This window comes from Micromonospora sp. NPDC093243, assembly GCF_044753725.1.
GTDB lineage: Bacteria > Actinomycetota > Actinomycetes > Mycobacteriales > Micromonosporaceae > Micromonospora.
In genome coordinates this window covers 655,651-673,650 of record NZ_JBIVNT010000005.1, presented here as the reverse complement: position 1 = coordinate 673,650, position 18,000 = coordinate 655,651, and the positions used below count along the sequence as shown (strand labels likewise).

Genomic DNA, 18,000 nt, shown 5'->3' with positions numbered 1-18,000 from the left:
CGGGCGCGTGCGGACGGCCGGGCCGGTTGACCGGCCCGGCCGCCCGCGTGCTGGCGGCGTAACTAGCCGTCGAGCGGCTCGATCCAGATGTTGCGATACTGGACCGGGTTGCCGTGATCCTGGAGCCGGACAGCGCCCGTGGCCGGCCCCTCGGGCCGGCTGCCACCGGTCGGGCCGAGGATCTCGACGTCGTCGTGCACCGTGACGCCGTTCCACACCACGGTGACGCGCGGGTTCGCCACCTTGTTACCGGCCGCGTCGTAGCGGGCCTGGCGGTAGTCGATGTCGTACGTCTGCCAGGTCTCGGGCGGCAGCGCCGCGTTCACGTCGGGGGCCTTCTGGGTGTAGATGGCCGCGGCGTCGTTGGTCTGCGGCGGGTCGATGCCGAACGAGTCCAGCACCTGGATCTCATAGCGGTCCTGCAGGTAGACGCCGCTGTTGGCACGCGCCTGGCCGGTCACGTCCGGCGGGTAGAGCGGCAGGTTGAACTCCACTTGCAGGCGGAAGTCGCCGAAGGCCTGCACCGTCCGCAGATCCCCGTTGCGCACCGTCATGGCACCGTCCGCGACCGCCCACTCGGGCTCGCGCCCGTCGGTGTGCTGCCACTCGCTCAGCTCGCCGCCGTTGAACAGCGTGATGCGCTTGCCGTGCGGCCGGACGGCGAGCACGTCGAGGTTCACGTGCCCGGAATCCGCGGCCTCCTTGCGGTACTCGACCAGGTTGCGGCCCTTGTCAAGGCGCACCGTGGTGTTGACGGTGCCCCACTCCTCCCAGGTCACCGTGGAGGGGAAGATCGTCTGCTCGACCCGTTTCCCGTTGACGTACAGGCTCAGCTGCTTCTCGCCCGAGTAGGGGTTCGGGCCGTTGCTGTAGCGCATCGCCAGGTCGTACGTCCCGGCCTCGCGAACATCGACGGACATGCGGGTGGACGCGCCGTCGTCGGCGAACCCGGCGGCGAAGCCGGCGCCGGAGTAGGCGGCGTGGTCGGTCGCCATGCCGACGCCGACCGTACGGCCCTCCTCGGCCTCGAAGAAGGTCTGCGGCTGCACCACCCGGCCCGGGATCTCGTTGAGCGTGTACCAGGCCTCAGTGTTCCACAGCTCCTCGCCGCCGGCGGACGAGAACGGACGCGGGGAGCGCACGTGCACCACGCGGTTCTCCTTCAGGCCCGGGATCTTGAGCTTGACGGTGCGGCCGTCGGCCGACAGCTCGGCCTTGGCCACCTTGAGCGTCTCCAGCTCGAGCTTGGGACCGCCGTACTGGCTCGTCGCGCCGTAGCGCCACTGCGTCACCTGGTACGCGTCGGCGAGGTCCTGCGCGGTCTCGGCCGACAGCGGCTTGGTGTACTCCAGCTCGAACCCGACACGCGACGCGCGCATCTGCTTGACCTCGAAGACCGAGGTGCCGTTGGGCGTGAGCTTCTGCAGGCCGTACGTGAGCTTGCCCTCCTGACCCCAGTTGCCACCGGCGCCCAGGCCCCCGGTGTAGAGCGCGCCGTCGGGGCCGAGGGTGACCTCGTTGACGCCGGCCTCCAGGCCCTGGGTGTGCCGGAACACCGCGCCCTGGTACTGGCCCTCGATCTTCTCGAGGAAGACCCGCTGCAGGCCGCCGTAGGTCACGTCGCCGACGACCAGCTGCCCCGCGTACGGCCCCTGCTTGAGCAGCACCGGCGTGGACGGCGAGTTGGCGATCTCGTTCTGCGGGAGCCAGACGATGGGACGCGTCACGGGCTTGTCGTCGAACGGACCCGTGGGTGTCGTGTAGTGGTTGTAGAACGCCCCCTGCTGGATCTGGACCAGCTTCGAGGCGGGCAGCCAGCCGCCCTGGTTGTCGGTGACGAGCACCTCGCCACGCGGTCCCCACCCGATCCCGTTGGGGGTGCGCAGCCCTCCGGCGACGTACGTGATCTCGCCGGTCCTGGCGTTCACCTTGATCGAGGTGCCGCGGTTCGGCGCGGGCTGGGGCACGGTGGTGGCACCACCCTGGTTGATGGCGACGGACAGGTTGAGGTAGAAGTACCCGTCCCGGTGCAACAGGCCGAACGCGAACTCGTGGAAGTTGCCGCCCCAGGGCCAGGTGGCGACCGTGCGACGGTCGTCGGCGAGGCCGTCGCCGTCGGTGTCGCGCAGGGCCGTCAGCTCGTGCTTCTGGCTGACGTAGACGACGCCGTCGACCACCGCGACGCCCTGGGGCTCGCGCAGACCGTCGGCGAACTTGCGGTAGGTCACCTGCTCGGGGCTGGTCTGGCCGGTGACGCCCTCGACCACGTAGATCTCGCCGGTCGCGTTGTCGGTGCCGCCCCAGGTGGACATCACCAGGTCGCCGTCGGGCCGGAACGCCATGCCGGTGACCTGCGGCTGGAGCCCTTCGGGGCGCAGGTCGGTGAGGGTGTAGCCCGGGTGCACCCGGTCGAGCGGCAGGCCGTCGCCGGCCGAGTCGGTCGCCCCCTCGCAGTACTTCCATCCCGGGGCGGTGACGCGTACGACGCCGGCGTCGGTGCTCAACGCGGAGTTCGGTACGAGCTCGAAGGTGGCCGCCCCGGGGCGCCGCCATTCGAGGCGCAACACCTGGCCGCCGCCGTTGTCGAAGAACTCGAGGCGCAAGGGGTGCAGGCCGGCGCTGAGGGTGGCCGACCCTTCCTTGGCGGTCTCGCCGTGCAGCCCGTCGTGGTCGACGACCCGCTGATCGCCGATCGTCAGCCGTGATCCGTCGTCGCTGGTGAGCCGGAAGGTGTAGTCGCCGTCGACGGGCGCGGCGAGGTTGGCGATGACGTGGCTGATGAACCGGTCGGAGAGCCCGAACTCGTCGGTGCTGGTCCAGTTGATCTGCGGCATGAGCTTGTCGACGTTCGGCGTCTGCGCCGGCTTCAGGGTGCACAACGCCGACAGCGCGGTTCCCATGTCGTACGAGCGCAGGGTCACGCCGGGTTCCTGGGGCGGAACGTCGGCGGCGACGGGTGCGGCCGTCGCCGGGGCGAAGGGGGCCGCGGCGAGCACGGTCGCCAGAGCGGCCCCTGCGGCCACGAGCACGGATCGGCGGCGCCGGCGCCACCGGTTCGGTGCGGTCATGGTTCCTCCTGTGGGTGGGGGTCCCGGCCTGGAGGGAGCCGTGCCACGTCCTCCCGAGGACCGGTCAGTACGGATCTCGCAAACGAAAGATTGATCGCAGACACTATCACTTTAGATCGATACAACGAAACTTTTGCATGTAGGAATAAAAGTTGGCGCATGGAGGTCGTCCCGCCCCGGGCCTGCGGTCGCCAGGGCGGCCGATCGGCCGGTTACCGTTGCCGGCGTGGGGGCGGAGTCGGGCGAGACGATCAGGTTCTCGGTGCTCGGCTCGATCAGAGTCGTCCGCGCCGGCGCCGAGCTGCATCTCGGCGCCCGCCAGCAGCGCCTGGTCCTCGCGTTGCTGCTGGCCCGGGCCGGTTCACCGGTCTCCCTGGCCGAGCTGGTCGACCTGCTCTGGGACGAGGAGGCCCCCGCGAGCGCCGCGAACGTCGTGCACCGGCACGTCGGGGTGCTCCGGCGGCTGCTCGAACCGGGCCTGCCCAACCGCTCGACGGGCCGGCACATCCTTCGGGAGCTCCCGGGCTATCGGCTGCGCGCCGACGAGGACTCGCTTGACCTGCTGAAGTTCCGGTCACTGAGCCGACTGGCCGGCCGGAGCCTGCAGGACGGCGACCCGGAGTCGGCGCTGCGGCATTCCCTCGACGGGCTGCGGCTGTGGCGCGGCCGGTGCGCCGCGGGCCTGGAACCGGCTTCGCGCCTGCATCCCGCGTTCCTCGCCGTGGAGGCCGAACGCGCCCAGGCGGTACGCGAGGCCGCCGACGCCGCCGAGCGCTGCGGCCGGCTCAGCGCGGTGCTGGCGCCGTTGCGGCAGGCGGCCGAGCAGCACCCGCTCGACGAGTCGCTGCAGAGCCGGTTGCTGCTCGCGCTCGCCGCCGACGGCCGCCAGGCCGAAGCGGTCGAGATGTACCGGGTGGTGCGCCGCCGGCTCGCCGACGACCTGGGCATCGACCCGGGCGAGGAGCTGCGGGAGGCGTACGACCGGCTGCTGCACCAGCGCACCGGGCCGGCGCGCACGGAATCACCGTCGCCGCTGCCCCGGCCCGCGCAGCTGCCGCCGGACCTACCCTTCTTCAGCGGCCGGGACGAGCTCATCGCCCAGGCCCGCGCGGCGCTCACACGCCCGGGCGGGCCGGCGGTGCTCGCGATCGACGGCATGCCCGGCATCGGCAAGACCGCCCTCGCCGTCCACCTCGCTCACGAGTTCGCCGCCGACTACCCGGACGGGCAGCTCTATGTCGACCTGCGCGGATACGACGGGCGGGACCCGGCGATGAGCCCGGCCGAGGCGCTGCGCGGCTTCCTCGGCTCGCTCGGGGTGCCCCAGCAGGGCATTCCCGCCGAGTTGCACGCCCTGGCGGGCATGTACCGCAGCAGCCTTGCCGGCCGGCGCCTGCTGATCGTGCTCGACAACTGCCGCGACGCCGAGCAGATCCGGCACCTGCTGCCGGGCAGCCCCGACTGTCTGGTGATCGTCACCAGCCGCAGCCGGCTCAGCACCCTGTTGACCACGACCGGCGCCCACCCGTTGCCGGTCGGCCTGCCGAGCCTCGACGAGGCCCGCGCGGCGCTGCTCGGACCCCTCGCTGCCGACCCCGTCGCGGCGGACCCGGCCGCGATCGACGCCATCATCGCCAGCTGCGGGCGGCTGCCGCTCGCGCTGGCCGTGGTGGCAGCCCGCGCGGCGAGCCTGCCACGGACGCCACCGGCGCAGATCGCCGCCGAGCTGGCCCACACGCCCGGCAGCCTGGACGGATTCGACGGCGACGACCCGCAAACCGGCCTGCGTGGCGTCTTCTCCTGGTCCTACCGGGCACTCTCCGCCCCGGCCGCCCGACTCTTCCGGCTGCTGCCGATCCATCCCGGCCCCGACATCTCGATCGCCGGGGCGGCGGGCCTGGCCGGCGTCGAGCTGCGCAGCGGGCGGGCGCTGATCGGCGAGCTGAGCCGAGCGCACCTGATCAGCGAGGAACCGCCGGGCCGCTACCGCACCCACGACCTGCTGCTGGCCTACGCCAGGGAACTCGGCGAGGAGATCGACAGCCCGGCCGAGCGCGCCGCCGCGGAGCTGCGCTGCCTGCAGTTCTACCGGGCCACCTGCTATCAGGCGGACCGGCGGCTGTTGACCTCCGAGGACCACCCGCTGATCGAGCCGGGGCCGGGCGATACCCCGTTGCGCTTCGCCGGCCACGGCGACGCCATGCGCTGGTTCGCCGCCGAGCGGCAGGTCCTGATCGCGCTGGTTGGTCGGGCCGCCCGGCAGGGCCGGCACACCGAGGCCTGGCAGCTCGCCCTGGGCATGCAGCATTTCTTCGACCGCAGCGGCCGGTGGGCCGAATGGACGACGACCGGCCAGGTGGCCCTCGATGCCGCCCGGACCGGCGGCGACCTCGTCGGGCAGGCCCGGATGCACCGCAGCCTGGCCGGGGCGGCCTACTTCCGGCACGAGCACGAGACCGCCGTCGGCCATCTCGACCGGGCGGTCGAGCTGCTCGCCCGGCTCGGCCTGCCCGACGAGCCGCGGGCCAGGATCAACCGGGCGATGATCCTGGGCGCCCAGGGGCGACACGAGGAGGTCCTCCGGGCGCTTGCCGCGGCGCTGGAGCCGGCCCGGGCGGTCGGAGACGACAAACTGCTCGCAGACACGCTGGTGATCATGGCCGCGAGCAACGCCGAGCTGGGCCGGGCGGAAGAGGCCGTGCGCTGCGCCGAGCAGGCGATGGCGCTGTCGCGCGCGGCGCAGTACAGGCTGGGCATCGCCGAGGCGTGGGAGGTGCTCGGCCGGGCGCATTCCGCTCGCCGGGAGCTCGGCACGGCGGTCGACTGCTGGCGTGCGGCGGCCGTGGCCTACCAGGAGGCCTCGGCGCCGGCGCCGGCCGCGGAGGTGTTGGCGCTGCTCGGCGACGCCCTCGCCGCCACCGGTGACCAGGACGCCGCGGCGCGGGCGTGGCAGGAGGCGCTGGCGCTCATCCCGTACCCGCAGACCCGCACCGGCCGGCGGCTGGCCGGCCTGCTCGCGGCGGTCACGTCGGGTCCGTGACCGATCGCGGACGGCGACGGCACTCGATCCGCACTTCCGCGTCAGTCCATTCGCATCGATCGTCCCTAGGCTCCTGCCTCATCACCATTGCTCCTGCGTGTGGGGGACATGCCGTGCTGCAGGCACCCGACGAACCACCGGCCGGCCCGGCCGAGCGCCTGACCGCGCTGCACGCGAAGCACGCGCGTGCCGTGCTGCGACTCCTGCTCGTGCTGACCCACGGCCAGCGGCAGAGTGCCGAGGATCTGCTCCAGGAGACGATGCTGCGGGCCTGGCGGCACCTCGACTCGGTGCCGGCCGAGCCTGACGCCGCCCGCCGGTGGCTCTTCACCGTCGCCCGGCGGCTCGTCATCGACGGCGTCCGGCTGCGGCGGGGCCGACCGGCGGAGGTCCATCTCGTCGACATGAGCTGGATTCCCGCCGGAGACGACACGACCGGAACCGCCCTGGCATCGCACGCCATCCGGCGAGCACTCGGCCGGCTGAGCCCGGCGCAGCGCAGCCTGCTCTCCGAGGTCTACCTGGTCGGGCGATCACCGGAAGAGGTCGCGGGCCGGCTGGGAGTCCCGATCGGCACGGTGAAGTCCCGGACCCACTACGCGCTGCGGGCCCTCCGCACCGGCCTCGAAGCGGCCTGATCAGGGACGATTCCGGCCCGGCCGGAGATCCGGCGCTGAGTCGCAGCTCACAGTGCCACAACGCGCGCCAAGCTCTCGGCGAGGGCCCTGCCACGCTTCGGCGACGTGGCAACCAGCCCCAAACGGATCACATCACGATGACCGACCCGCTCTCCTTCGCCGTTCTCGGCCCGGTACGAGCCTGGCGCGGCCAGTCCGAAATCGACCTGGGTACCCGCCAGCAGCGGCTGATCCTGGCATTGCTGCTCGTCCGGGCCGGCTGCACGGTCAGCGTCGCCGAGCTCGTCGACCTGCTCTGGGAGTCCGATCCCCCACGCAGCGCGGTCAACGTGGTGCACCGGCACGTCGGGATGCTCCGGCGGCGCTTCGAGCCGGGCCTGCCGACCCGGGCAACCGGCACGGTGCTGATCCGCGACGGCGCCGAATACCAGCTGCGGATCGACGGAGAGTCACTCGACCTGCTGCGCTTCCGGCGCCTGGTCGCCGAGGCCGCTGACAGCTCCGGCGAGCCGGCCGTCGAGCTCTACCGGGAGGCGCTGGCGCTGTGGCGCGACCGGTGCGCCGCGGGCCTGCGGGCCGGCGTACGGGCCCACCCGGAGTTCGTCGCCGTCGACGGCGAGTGGTTCGCGGCCGTCCGCGCGGCGACCGATGCCGCCCTGCGGGCCGGACGCGTCCACGCGGTGCTGCCCACGATCCGGCTGGCCGCCGAACACGAGCCGCTGGACGAGGCCCTGCAGGCGCGGCTGCTGCTCGCCCTCGCCGCCGACGGCCGGCGGGCCGAAGCTCTCGCGGCGTACGCCGACATCGAGCACCGGCTCGCCGACGAGCTCGGCATCCAACCCGGCGTCGACCTGCGCGCGGCCCGGGACAGTCTGCTCGACCACGACGTCCCGGAGCCGGGCAGGGCGGGGCCGCCGGCCCAGTTGCCGGCCGACCACCCCTACTTCACCGGCCGCCGCGGCGTCCTGGCCGCCGCGGAGAAGCTGCTGAGGGCGAATCAGCGGACCACCGCGCTGGTCATCGACGGAATGCCCGGCGTCGGGAAGACCACCCTCGCGGTTCATCTGGCCCACCGGCTGGCCGCCCGCTACCCCGACGGGCAGTTGCACGCGGACCTGCGCGGTTTCGGCTCCGGCGACTCGGTGATGACACCGGCCGAGGCGTTGCGCGGCTTCCTGTGGTCCCTCGGCGTCGCACCGGCCGCCATCCCGGCCGAGCTGCACGCCCAGGCCGGCCTCTACCGCAGCATCCTGGCCGAGCGCCGGATGCTGATCCTGCTCGACAACTGCCGCGACTGGGACCAGATCCGGCACCTGCTGCCCGGCAGCGGCGACAGTCTCGTCATCGCCACCAGCCGCCGGCGGATCACCGGCGTCGCCGGCCCGGCGGGCGCCCACCCGCTGCACCTCGATCTGCTGACCGACGCCGAGGCCCGCGAGCTGCTCACCCGCCGGCTCGGCGACGCGGCGGCCGCCGACCCGGCCGCCGTCGGCGAGATCATCGCGCGGTGCGGCCGGCTGCCACTGGCCCTGGCGCTGGTCGCCACCCGCAGCGTCGGCCGGCCCGGGCTCAGTCTGCCCACGGTCGCCGGTGAGCTGGCCGAGGCCGACGGCCGGCTGGCCGGCTTCGGAGACTCACACGCCGACCTGGAAGCGGTCTTCTCCTGGTCCTACCGGGCCCTGACCCCCGAGGCAGCCCGCCTCTTCCGGCTGCTGCCCCTGCACCCGGCCGGTGAGCTGAGCACCGAAGCGGCGGCCGCCCTGGGTGGGCTGTCCCTGCGCTCCGCCCGCGGCCTGCTCGCCGAGCTCGGGGGGCAGCTGCTGGTCCAGCCCGGCGACGGCCGGTGGCGGATGCACGACCTGCTGCGCGCCTACGCCATGGAGCTCGGGGAGGAGCACGACGACCCGGCCGAGCGGGCCGCTGCCATCGAGCGGGTCTACGACTACTACCAGCTCAGCGCGTACGCGGCGCACCTGCCTCTGCTGCCGCAGGTGCCGCTGCCGGAGCCGGAGCCGTCCGAACGCGGGGTCACCGGCCGGGGCTTCACCGGGCGGGCCGACGCGATGGCCTGGTTCGCCGCCGAGCAGCGGGTGCTGACCGACATCGTCGCGCGGGCCAAGGAGCGAGGGCGGCCTCGTACGGCCTGGCAGATCGCGTTGGCCCTGCAGAACTTCTTTCAGGACACCGCGCAGTTCAAGCAGTGGGCGGCGGTGGTGGGCAGCGCCCTCGCCGCGACCGGGGACGACCCGGCCGCGCAGGCCCTGCTGCACCGCAGTCTCGCCGGCGCCTGCTACTTCCTGGCGGATCTGGACCGCGGGCTGTCGCACCTGCAGCACGCCCGGACGCTCTTCGAGCGGCTCGGGCGGCGCACCGAGCAAGGTCACGTGGAGAACAACATCGCCGAGATCCGGCTGGACCAGCGGCGCTACCAGGAGGCGATTCGGCACTCCGAGGCCGCGCGGGCACTCTTTCAGGCCGAGGGAGAGGTGCGGGGCGCGACCACTGCCCTGCTGGCCATCGGGCGGGCACAGGGCGGGCTCGGCCGGCACGCCGAGGCGCTGAGCAGGTTCGTCGAGGCGCGGCAGCAGTTCGAGGCCCTCGGCGACCTGCACGGGGTGGGCACCACCCAGGCCTGGCTGGCGCACACGTACTCGATGATCGACAACCTGCCGCACGCGATGGCGAGCTGGCAGCAGGCGATCGACACCTTCCGCGGCGTTCGGGCCACCCATCAAACCGCGGAGGTGTTGGTCTCCGTCGGCGACTTCCACTCCGCCAACGGCGACCCGGCCCTGGCCCGGCAGGCGTGGAACGAGGCCCTCGCCGAGTTGGACGGGACGGACTCGCCGATGGCCCGCCGGATCCGCGACCGGTTGCGGTGGCACCGGTGACCCGGACGCGGCGCCGGGTGGGCGCCGCGTCCGGGTGCCCCGCTCAGTACCGGTAGGCGCGGATGACGGTCTGCTTGACCGTGTTACCGCTGGTGTCCGCCGCGGCGGCCCGCAGCGAGACGAAGCCGGTGCCGGTCGGGTTGCGCACCCAGGCGACCGCCTTCTCCCCGGAACGCTGCACGGACAGCTTCCGCCAGGTCTTGCCGTCGTCGAAGGACGCCTCGACGGTCAGCGACCTGGTCCGGCCCGGCGCCGCACCGACCTGGCGGTCGAGCGAGATCGGCACCGCGAACAGCCGGCCGGCCGGTGCCCGGTTGTCGATGTCGAGCTCCGGGGTGTAGCGGATCGCCGTCATCGGCAGCTTCACCAGGTCGCCGTCGCCCACGTGCGCGGACTTGAAGGTCCACTCCGCGTCGACCAGCGTCGACAGGGTGAACGCCGGGTCGCTGCGGAAGGTCGCGGCCAGCCGGTAGTCACCCTTCGCCGCGGGCACGTCCCACGTCCAGGGCGCCTGGTTGGCGTCGCCGATCTTGACGCCGTTGCGGTAGAGGTCCACCTGCACGCTGCCACCGACGACGTGCCGGAAGCCCATGTGCCCGGCGCCGTCGCCGTGCAGCGGACCCGGCCCGCCGATCGTGTCGCCCCAGTAGCGGGTGGCGTACTGCTGGCCGAAGTTCGGCTCCGGGAAGACCGGCCCGGCCACCGCGTTGGCCCACTTCACCGTGTACGTGCGCCCGGGCTTGAAGCTGGTCCACGGCGACTGGTAGTACGTGTAGCCCGGCTGGGCCGAGGTCGACTGCCACACCGCCTTCTTGTCCTGGTTGTAGTACTCGGTGATCGTGCTCGGCACGTCGTAGGTGAAGCTCGGCGGGATGGTGCGCTCGTCGCGGTAGACCGGTGAGTTGCCGGGCGCGTGCGCGACCGCGGTACGCGCCACCGGCACGCCGGCCACGTCCGCGCTGACCTGGGAGCGGACCGTGGCGAAGTCACCCGCGCGCAGCTTGCGGGTCAGCCCGGTCATCATCTTCTCCGGCTCGTAGAGGTAGACCCGGTAGACGTACGGGCTGTTGTGCAGGCTGCCGTCCTGGGCCACCTGGCCCCACATTCCGTGGACGTACGAGACGAAGCCGGGGGTCTTGCCGGCCCCGATCTGCGCGGTCCGCACGTGGTCGAAGGGGACGTTCATCAGCGTGCCGTACGGGTCGTTGCTGCCCCAGATCTGCGGCTGTTCGGTCCGGATCGTCCAGCCGGACTCCTGGAAGACCGCGGTGGCCTTCGGGTTCGGCACCGACACCGCGATCGGCTTCGCCAGGCGGGTGTCCATGGTGAGGGCCTGGTCCCGGGTCAGGTCGAGGCTCGGACGCACCAGCGAGGTGATCTGCGGGAAGTACGGGTCGCCGCTCTGCAGGTAGGTCTGCACCAGGTAGCGGCCCGCGCGGATCCGGTACGTGGTCGCCGACGGGTCGCCGAGCACCAGGAGCGTCTGCCGGTCCAGGTCGGTCAGGACGGTCACCCAGCCCTGATCGGGCGTGGGCGCGCCGCCGTCCGGCCCGACGAGCTTGAGGTTCAGTTGGTGGCGGGCGATGTCGAGCGCGACCGGGGTCTGCACCTGCGAGCCGCCGCCGGTGGCGGTCACCTCACCGCCGAAGTAGCGGTCGGGCAGGTCGGTGCTGGCCCGCACGGTGACGGTCACGGTGGCCGTGCCGCCGGCCGGGACGGTCACCGAGGAGGCGCTGAGGCTGAACAGGCCGGCCGGCGCCGGGGCGCCTTCGGCGTCCTTGGCGTCGAGGGAGACAGCCAGGGTACGGGGGGAAGAGCCGCTGTTCGCGTACGTGATCGTGCGCGTCTGCGCCGCGGTGCCCCGCTCGAAGGCGACGCTGACCGGGTTCGACGTGACCGTCTGCTGGATCGCCCGGGCGACGTCGAGGAAGCCCGCGCCCTGCTCGTAGACGCCGATCGTGGCGTTCGGCTTCGCGGCCGCCATCAGCGTGGACTTGATCCGCTCGGGCGTCCAGTCCGGGTGCTGCTGGCTCAGGATCGCCGCCGCGCCGGCGACGTGCGGAGTCGCCATCGAGGTGCCGTTCATGCTGGTGTACTGCGGGTTCGCGTCGTCCGGCCACAGGTCGGAGGTCGAGCTGCGGGCGGCGAGGATGCCGACGCCGGGCGCGGTGACGTCCGGCTTGATGCCCGCGTCGCCCGCGCGCGGACCCCGTCCGGAGAACCCGGCCAGCTCGCCCGTCTTGGTCACGGCGCCCACGGTCAGCGCCTCGGCCACGCTGCCGGGCGAGTCCACCGTGGACTCGCCGGCCTCGCCGCTGTTGCCCGCGGCGATGACGAAGAGCACGCCGTAGCGGTGGGTGAGGTCGGCCACCGCCGCCTCGATCGGGTCGGTCTCCGGGCTGTCCGGGCCACCGAGGCTCATGTTGGCGACCTTGACGCCCTGCTCGGCCGCCCAGGTCATGCCGGCCAGGATCGCCGACTCCGGGCAGCCCTCCAGGGTGCAGACCTTGGCGCTGTAGAGGGTCGCGCCGGGCGCCATTCCCTTGTAACGGCCCTGCGACGCGGCGGCGGTGCCGGCGATGGTGGAGGCGACGTGGGTACCGTGGCCGACCCGGTCGAGGGCGTCCGCCTCGGCGGTGAAGTTCTCCGCGGCGGCGACGTGGCCGGCGAGGTCGGGGTGGGTCTGGTCGACGCCGGTGTCGATCACGCCGACCTTCACCCCCGTTCCGGTCCAGCCCGCCTTCCAGGCCTCCGGCGCGCCGGTCAGCGGGACGCTGACGTCGAGGGTGGGTCGGCGCAGCCCGTCGAGCCAGATCTTGTCGAACCCGGCCCGCAGCTGCCGCTCGGCGCCTCCCGCCGCGGACGTGACGGTGTTCCAGAAGGAGACCGCGTCCGCGCGGCTCTGGGCGACGGCGCTCGCACCGTGAAGCGCCCGGGTGGTCCGGGCACCGGCGAGGCCGGCGGGCGCGGCGCCGCTGTGCTGGACGATGAGCGGCAGGGTGGCCCGGGTGTCGTCGTAGCCGAAGCTGACCAGCGTCGAGATGTCGAAGAGCCGCTCGTCGAGCTTGCCCCGGTTGAGCAGGCCGACGGCGTCGGCGGGGATGACCCGCACGTCCTCGCCGGCGCTGTGGGTGATGAACGGGATGCGCTCCCGCCCCTTGCCCGGCACCACGTCGACAGTCGTCTGGCCGTCGACGGTGCCGACGTGGACGGTGTCGCCGGTGACCAGAGTGACCGTCCGGGGCTTGGACGCGACCGCGGGTGTGGTCGCCGGCTTCGCGGCCGGGGGCTTCGCCGACGCAGGCGCACCGCCCGGGGCCACCGCCGAGACGCCCAGCACCAGCAGCGCCAGCGCCGATAACGTACGAACTGACCGCATCATTCTCCCTAGATGAACGCGAGAGGTATCCGGGTGCTCCGGACGTGACCGGCAGGTGAAAGTTCATCGGAAGTGACCTGGGTCACAAAGACCGGGCGCGCGGGCGTCGCGGCCGGGGTCACCAGCGGGTACGGATGTGCCACCGGGTGCGGTACACCGGTTGTCCCCAGTGCGGGATGAAGGCGATCGCCATCATCCCAACGGTCATGGCCGCGGCGACGGCGAGCCGTGGCAGTCCCCCCGTCATCGGCGCCGCCAGCGACAGGACGGCCACGCCGATGGGCAGCCGCCACAGGATCGCGCGGAACACCACCAGCGCGTACACGGTGCGGCCGGCGAGGAACACCAGGGGCCCGGCGACCACGATCGCCAGCTCGGTGGTGTCGGTCTCGCCGAGAGGATCTCTGGCGACTATGGCACCGCCGGCGGCGACCAACACCACACCAGCCACCATGACCAGATGCGCGTACGCCGCGACCAGCGCGATCCGGCCGGGGTTGTTGGCGTGGTCGATCCCGGTGGCGAGATGATCGGCGACGTAGACGATGTAGATCCGCCACATCGTCACCGTCAGGGCGAAGAGCAGGATCACTCCCGCCGTCTGCAGCGACACGAACGGCGGATCGCCGTACATCCGCACGCCGACCAGGATGATCTCGCCGAGGGTGACGATGAACATCTGCCGGTAGCGCTCCGCCAGGTGCTCGCCGCCCACCCGGAGCTCCTCCGGGCCGGAACGGCCGAGTCGGGGCAGCGGATAACCGAAGAGGCCGACCCCGTAGTCCGTCGCGATGGCCACCGCCCAGAGCAGCAGCCGGAGCGGGCTGGGCAGGAACGCGCCGACCACCCACAGCACGCCGGTGAGGCAGAACCAGATGAGCACCCGCATGGGCCGCCTCTGCAGCGCGTGACCACGCAGGGCGGTGATGAGGATGAACCCGCGACAGAGATGCAGGCCCACGTACGCCCCGGCGAAGGCGATCCCGTTGACCCCCTCGAAGGCGCTGCCGATCGCCAGCGACATCAGCAGTCCGCCGAACAGCACGCCGAGGACGATCAGCTGGACGATCGGCAGGCTGGGGTCGTACCAGTCGGTGGTGTACGCGGTGACCGTCCAGACCCACCAGATCGCGGCGAGCAGGACCACGGTCTCCAGCGCGTGATCCCAGCCGAGGTCACCGGTCAGCCGGTCGGACAGCCGGGTGAGCGCGACGATGAGGCCCAGGTCGAAGAGGAGTTCCAGGTAGGAGATCCGGCGGGGAGTGTCCTGACCGCGCAGAATCCACCCCGACCGCGCCTGCTCCACCGCCCCCGTTCCTCCGGACAACTCTGCCCAAACTTCGTATCACGCCGGGGCGCCGCGGATTGGGGCGTTGCCACACAATGCGGCCGCGACGCTCGATCTGACGTCCGGTCGTCGGAGAGTCCTCGACGCGGTGGCGCGATGCCCCTCTGCCGGGTGTGACCGCGCCGAAGACCCCCAGCCGACTCACCCGGCGGCCGTGCCGCCGTCGATCGCGAGCGCGGCCCCGGTGATGAACCTGGCCTCGTCGCTCAGCGGGAAGGCCGCGAACGCGGCGTAGCGCAGTGTGGCGTCGTCGGACATCCGGCCCTCCTCGGCTTCACTCGGGGGCGGCAAGGAAATCGACGTAGGGCGTTCCCCGGAAGCGCTCGCCCATGAGCCGGGAGAAGAGTAGGACGGCCGGCAGGGGCCGGTGATTCATGACCACGTGCCGGACCTTGCCCTGGTCGTCCCAGGTAGATGACGGCGATGTTGGCGATGGGCTGCCCCTGGATACGGGACGAGTAGTCCTCGACGTGGCCGTTGTCCCGTACTCCGCGACGACGACGAATTCCTGGTACTCGTAGAGCGTCCGCGCGTACGACAGCAGCGTCGACCTGCGGCTCGACACATGGCCGACCGACCATCCCCCGCACACGAACGGTGCGCGCCGAGACGGATCTCAGCGCGCACCGGCGGTGATGGTTCACGTGCGGGGCCACGGATTCTCAGCCCAACCGGCCCGGATCCGATGGTGGACGAGCCCCGGTCGATCGTTGGTGAATCGACCGGGGCTCGTCGGTTGGATCAGGATCAGGCGGCGTCGAACCGGTCGAGTTCCATGACCTTGGTCCAGGCGCCGACGAAGTCGGCCACGAACTTCTCGCGGGCGTCCTGGCTGGCGTAGACCTCCGCGAGGGCCCGCAGCTGGGAGTTGGAGCCGAAGATGAGGTCGACCGCGGTGGCGGTCCACTTCACCTCGTCGGTGGCCAGGTCCCGGATCTCGTACACGTGCTCGTCGGCCTCCGACGCCTTCCACCGGGTGCCCGGGGAGAGCAGGTTGGCGAAGAAGTCGTTGGTGAGCACGCCCGGCCGGTCGGTGAGCACGCCGTGCTGCGCGCCACCGACGTTGTTCCCGAGGGCCCGCAGGCCGCCGACGAGGACGGTCATCTCGGGCGCGGTCAGGTTGAGCATGTAGGCACGGTCGACGAGCAGCACCTCCGGCTGGGTCTTCTCGCCGGGACGCAGGTAGTTGCGGAACCCGTCGGCACGCGGCTCGAGGACCCGGAAGGACTCGACGTCGGTCTGCTCCTGCGTGGCGTCGGTACGGCCCGGGCGGAACGGCACGGTCACCTCGACGCCGGCGTCACGCGCCGCCTTCTCGACCGCGGCCGAACCGGCCAGCACGATCAGGTCCGCGAGCGAGATCTTCGCGCCGCCGGCCTGGTTGAACTCCCGCTGGATGCCCTCCAGGGTCTCCAGGACCGTCGTGAGCTGCTCGGGCTGGTTGACCTCCCAGCTGCGCTGCGGCTCGAGACGGATCCGGGCGCCGTTGGCGCCACCGCGCTTGTCGGTGGAGCGGTAGCTCGCGGCGGACGCCCAGGCGGTGGAGACCAGCTGGGCGGTCGTGAGGCCGGACTCCAGGACCTTCGCCTTGAGGGCGGCGACGTCGGCGTCACCCACGAGCTCGTGGTCGACGGCCGGCACCGGGTCCTGCCACAGCTGGGGCTCGGCGACCCACGGGCCGAGGAAGCGGCTGACCGGACCCATGTCGCGGTGCAGCAGCTTGTACCAGGCCTTGGCGAAGGCCAGCGCGAACTCGTCCGGGTTCTCCAGGAAGCGGCGCGAGATCTTCTCGTACGCCGGGTCGAAACGCAGCGCCAGGTCGGTCGTGAGCATCGTCGGCTTGTACTTCTTCGACGCGTCGAACGGGTCCGGGATGATCTCCGGGGCGTCCTTGGCGACCCACTGCTTCGCGCCGGCGGGGCTCGTGGTGAGCTCCCACTCGAAGCCGAAGAGGATCTCGAAGAAACGGTTGCTCCACTGCGTCGGCACGTCGGTCCACGTCACCTCGAGGCCGCTGGTGATCGTGTCCCGGCCCTTGCCGCTGCCGTGGCTGCTCAGCCAGCCCAGGCCCTGCGCCTCCAGCGGGGCACCCTCGGGCTCGGGGCCCACGTGGTCTTGGGCGGAGGCCGCACCGTGGGTCTTGCCGAAGGTGTGGCCGCCGGCGATCAGCGCGACGGTCTCCTCGTCGTTCATCGCCATCCGGCCGAAGGTCTCCCGGATGAAGTACGCCGCCGCCCGCGGGTCCGCGTTGCCGTTCGGGCCCTCCGGGTTGACGTAGATGAGGCCCATCTCGGTCGCGCCGACCTCGGGCGCCATCTCGGCCTCGCCGACGTAGCGCTCGTCACCCAGCCAGGTGTCCTCGGGACCCCAGAAGATCTCCTCGGGCTCCCAGACGTCCTCCCGGCCGAAGGCGAAGCCGAACGTCTTGAAGCCCATCGACTCCAGGGACACGTTGCCGGCGAGCACGAGCAGGTCGGCCCAGGAGATCTTCTGGCCGTACTTCTGCTTCACCGGCCACAGCAGGCGGCGCGCCTTGTCGAGGTTGGCGTTGTCGGGCCAGCTGTTGAGCGGAGCGAAACGCTGCCCGCCGTCGCCGGCGCCGCCGCGACCGTCGTGGATCCGGTACGTGCCCGCGGAGTGCCAGCTCATCCGGATCATCAGACCGCCGTAGTGGCCGAAGTCGGCCGGCCACCAGTCCTGCGAGGTGGTGAGCACCTGCACGATGTCCCGCTTGAGCGCCTCGACGTCGAGCTTCGCGAACTCCTTGGCGTAGCTGAAGCTCTCGCCCAGCGGGTTGCCCTTCGAGGAGTGGGCGTGCAGCACCGACAGGTCGAGCTGGTTGGGCCACCAGTCCCGGTTGGTACGCGGACGCCCACCGGTCTTCGGGGTCGGCGAGGGAATCCCCGGGTTCTCGCTCTCGCTGCCCTGCGAGGTCACGGAGTCGTGCGCGACCGGGCAGCCGGCCGCCTCCTTCTTGTCCACGCCCTGCGCGCTGGCGGGGGCCTGGTCCTGGGTGTCGCTCATCTACTTCCTTCCGAACTGGCGGATCACTGGGCGGTGCGTTCGGTCGCGCAGTCGGGGCAGGTGCCCCAGTAGACGACCTCCGCCTCGTCGACCACGAAGCCGTGGTCGTCCGAGGCGGTGAGACATGGGGCGTGGCCGACGGCGCAGTCGACGTCGGCGATCGCGCCGCAGGAGCGGCACACGACGTGGTGGTGGTTGTCCGCCACCCGCGCTTCGTAGCGGGCGGTGGCGCCGGCGGGCTGGATGCGCCGCACCAGACCGGCATCGGTGAACGCCCGCAGGACGTCGTAGACCGCCTGGTGGGAGACCGTGGGGAGGTCGGCCCGTACCAACCGGATCACCGTGTCGGTATCGACGTGGCGATGGTCTCGTAGCGCGGCGAGCACCGCCAACCGGGGCCGGGTCACCCGCAACGAGACAGCTCGCAGCTGCGCCTCGAAGTCGGACGTCACCTGCCGAACATAGTCCACTCTTCTGGAATAGTTCAAGTTTATCGTCGGCCTCAACCCGATGGGAACTCGCCGAAGCGGCGAAACCCAGCGATATCAGACACCGTACCGCCGAGACCCGGATCCTGGCGGGCGGACCTGCCGGCGGCCGCCCCGCCTCCGG

The 18,000-nt window shown here is 72.0% G+C and carries 8 protein-coding genes; 3 read left to right on the top strand and 5 right to left on the bottom strand.

What is annotated here, in order from left to right; genetic code table 11:
* Nucleotides 1–62: 62 nt before the first annotated feature.
* Complete coding sequence (locus ACIP9D_RS20575; protein WP_350875929.1) at nucleotides 63–3,068, bottom strand: family 16 glycoside hydrolase; 3,006 nt, start codon at nucleotides 3,066–3,068, stop codon at nucleotides 63–65.
* A gap of 226 nt (nucleotides 3,069–3,294) precedes the next feature.
* Between ACIP9D_RS20575 and ACIP9D_RS20570 the strand changes: the two genes are divergently transcribed.
* From ACIP9D_RS20570 to ACIP9D_RS20560, 3 genes are all read left to right on the top strand, one after another.
* Nucleotides 3,295–6,108 carry a BTAD domain-containing putative transcriptional regulator gene (locus tag ACIP9D_RS20570; RefSeq protein WP_350875931.1) on the top strand — a complete coding sequence of 938 codons (2,814 nt, stop codon included), beginning with the start codon at nucleotides 3,295–3,297 and terminating at the stop codon, nucleotides 6,106–6,108.
* 113 nt (nucleotides 6,109–6,221) lie between these two features.
* A complete protein-coding gene (locus ACIP9D_RS20565; protein ID WP_350875933.1) occupies nucleotides 6,222–6,746 on the top strand; it encodes a sigma-70 family RNA polymerase sigma factor in 525 nt (174 codons plus the stop codon).
* Nucleotides 6,747–6,883: 137 nt separating this feature from the next.
* Nucleotides 6,884–9,637 (top strand): BTAD domain-containing putative transcriptional regulator, encoded by a 2,754-nt coding sequence (locus ACIP9D_RS20560; RefSeq protein WP_350875935.1) that lies wholly within the window; start codon nucleotides 6,884–6,886, stop codon nucleotides 9,635–9,637.
* A gap of 43 nt (nucleotides 9,638–9,680) precedes the next feature.
* Here the strand turns inward: ACIP9D_RS20560 and ACIP9D_RS20555 are convergent, their stop codons facing one another.
* From ACIP9D_RS20555 to ACIP9D_RS20540, 4 genes are all read right to left on the bottom strand, one after another.
* Nucleotides 9,681–13,016 (bottom strand): S8 family serine peptidase, encoded by a 3,336-nt coding sequence (locus tag ACIP9D_RS20555; protein ID WP_350875937.1) that lies wholly within the window; start codon nucleotides 13,014–13,016, stop codon nucleotides 9,681–9,683.
* Between the two features lie 118 nt (nucleotides 13,017–13,134).
* The gene (locus tag ACIP9D_RS20550) at nucleotides 13,135–14,322 is read right to left on the bottom strand and encodes a low temperature requirement protein A (RefSeq protein ID WP_350875939.1); all 1,188 of its coding nucleotides are present in this window, start codon (nucleotides 14,320–14,322) and stop codon (nucleotides 13,135–13,137) included.
* A gap of 789 nt (nucleotides 14,323–15,111) precedes the next feature.
* Nucleotides 15,112–17,388: a catalase/peroxidase HPI gene (gene katG / locus ACIP9D_RS20545; RefSeq protein ID WP_350875941.1), complete on the bottom strand. Its 2,277-nt coding sequence runs from the start codon at nucleotides 17,386–17,388 to the stop codon at nucleotides 15,112–15,114.
* A gap of 23 nt (nucleotides 17,389–17,411) precedes the next feature.
* Entirely contained in the window at nucleotides 17,412–17,840 is a 429-nt protein-coding gene (locus tag ACIP9D_RS20540) for a Fur family transcriptional regulator (protein ID WP_350875943.1), read from the bottom strand.
* Nucleotides 17,841–18,000: the final 160 nt, after the last annotated feature.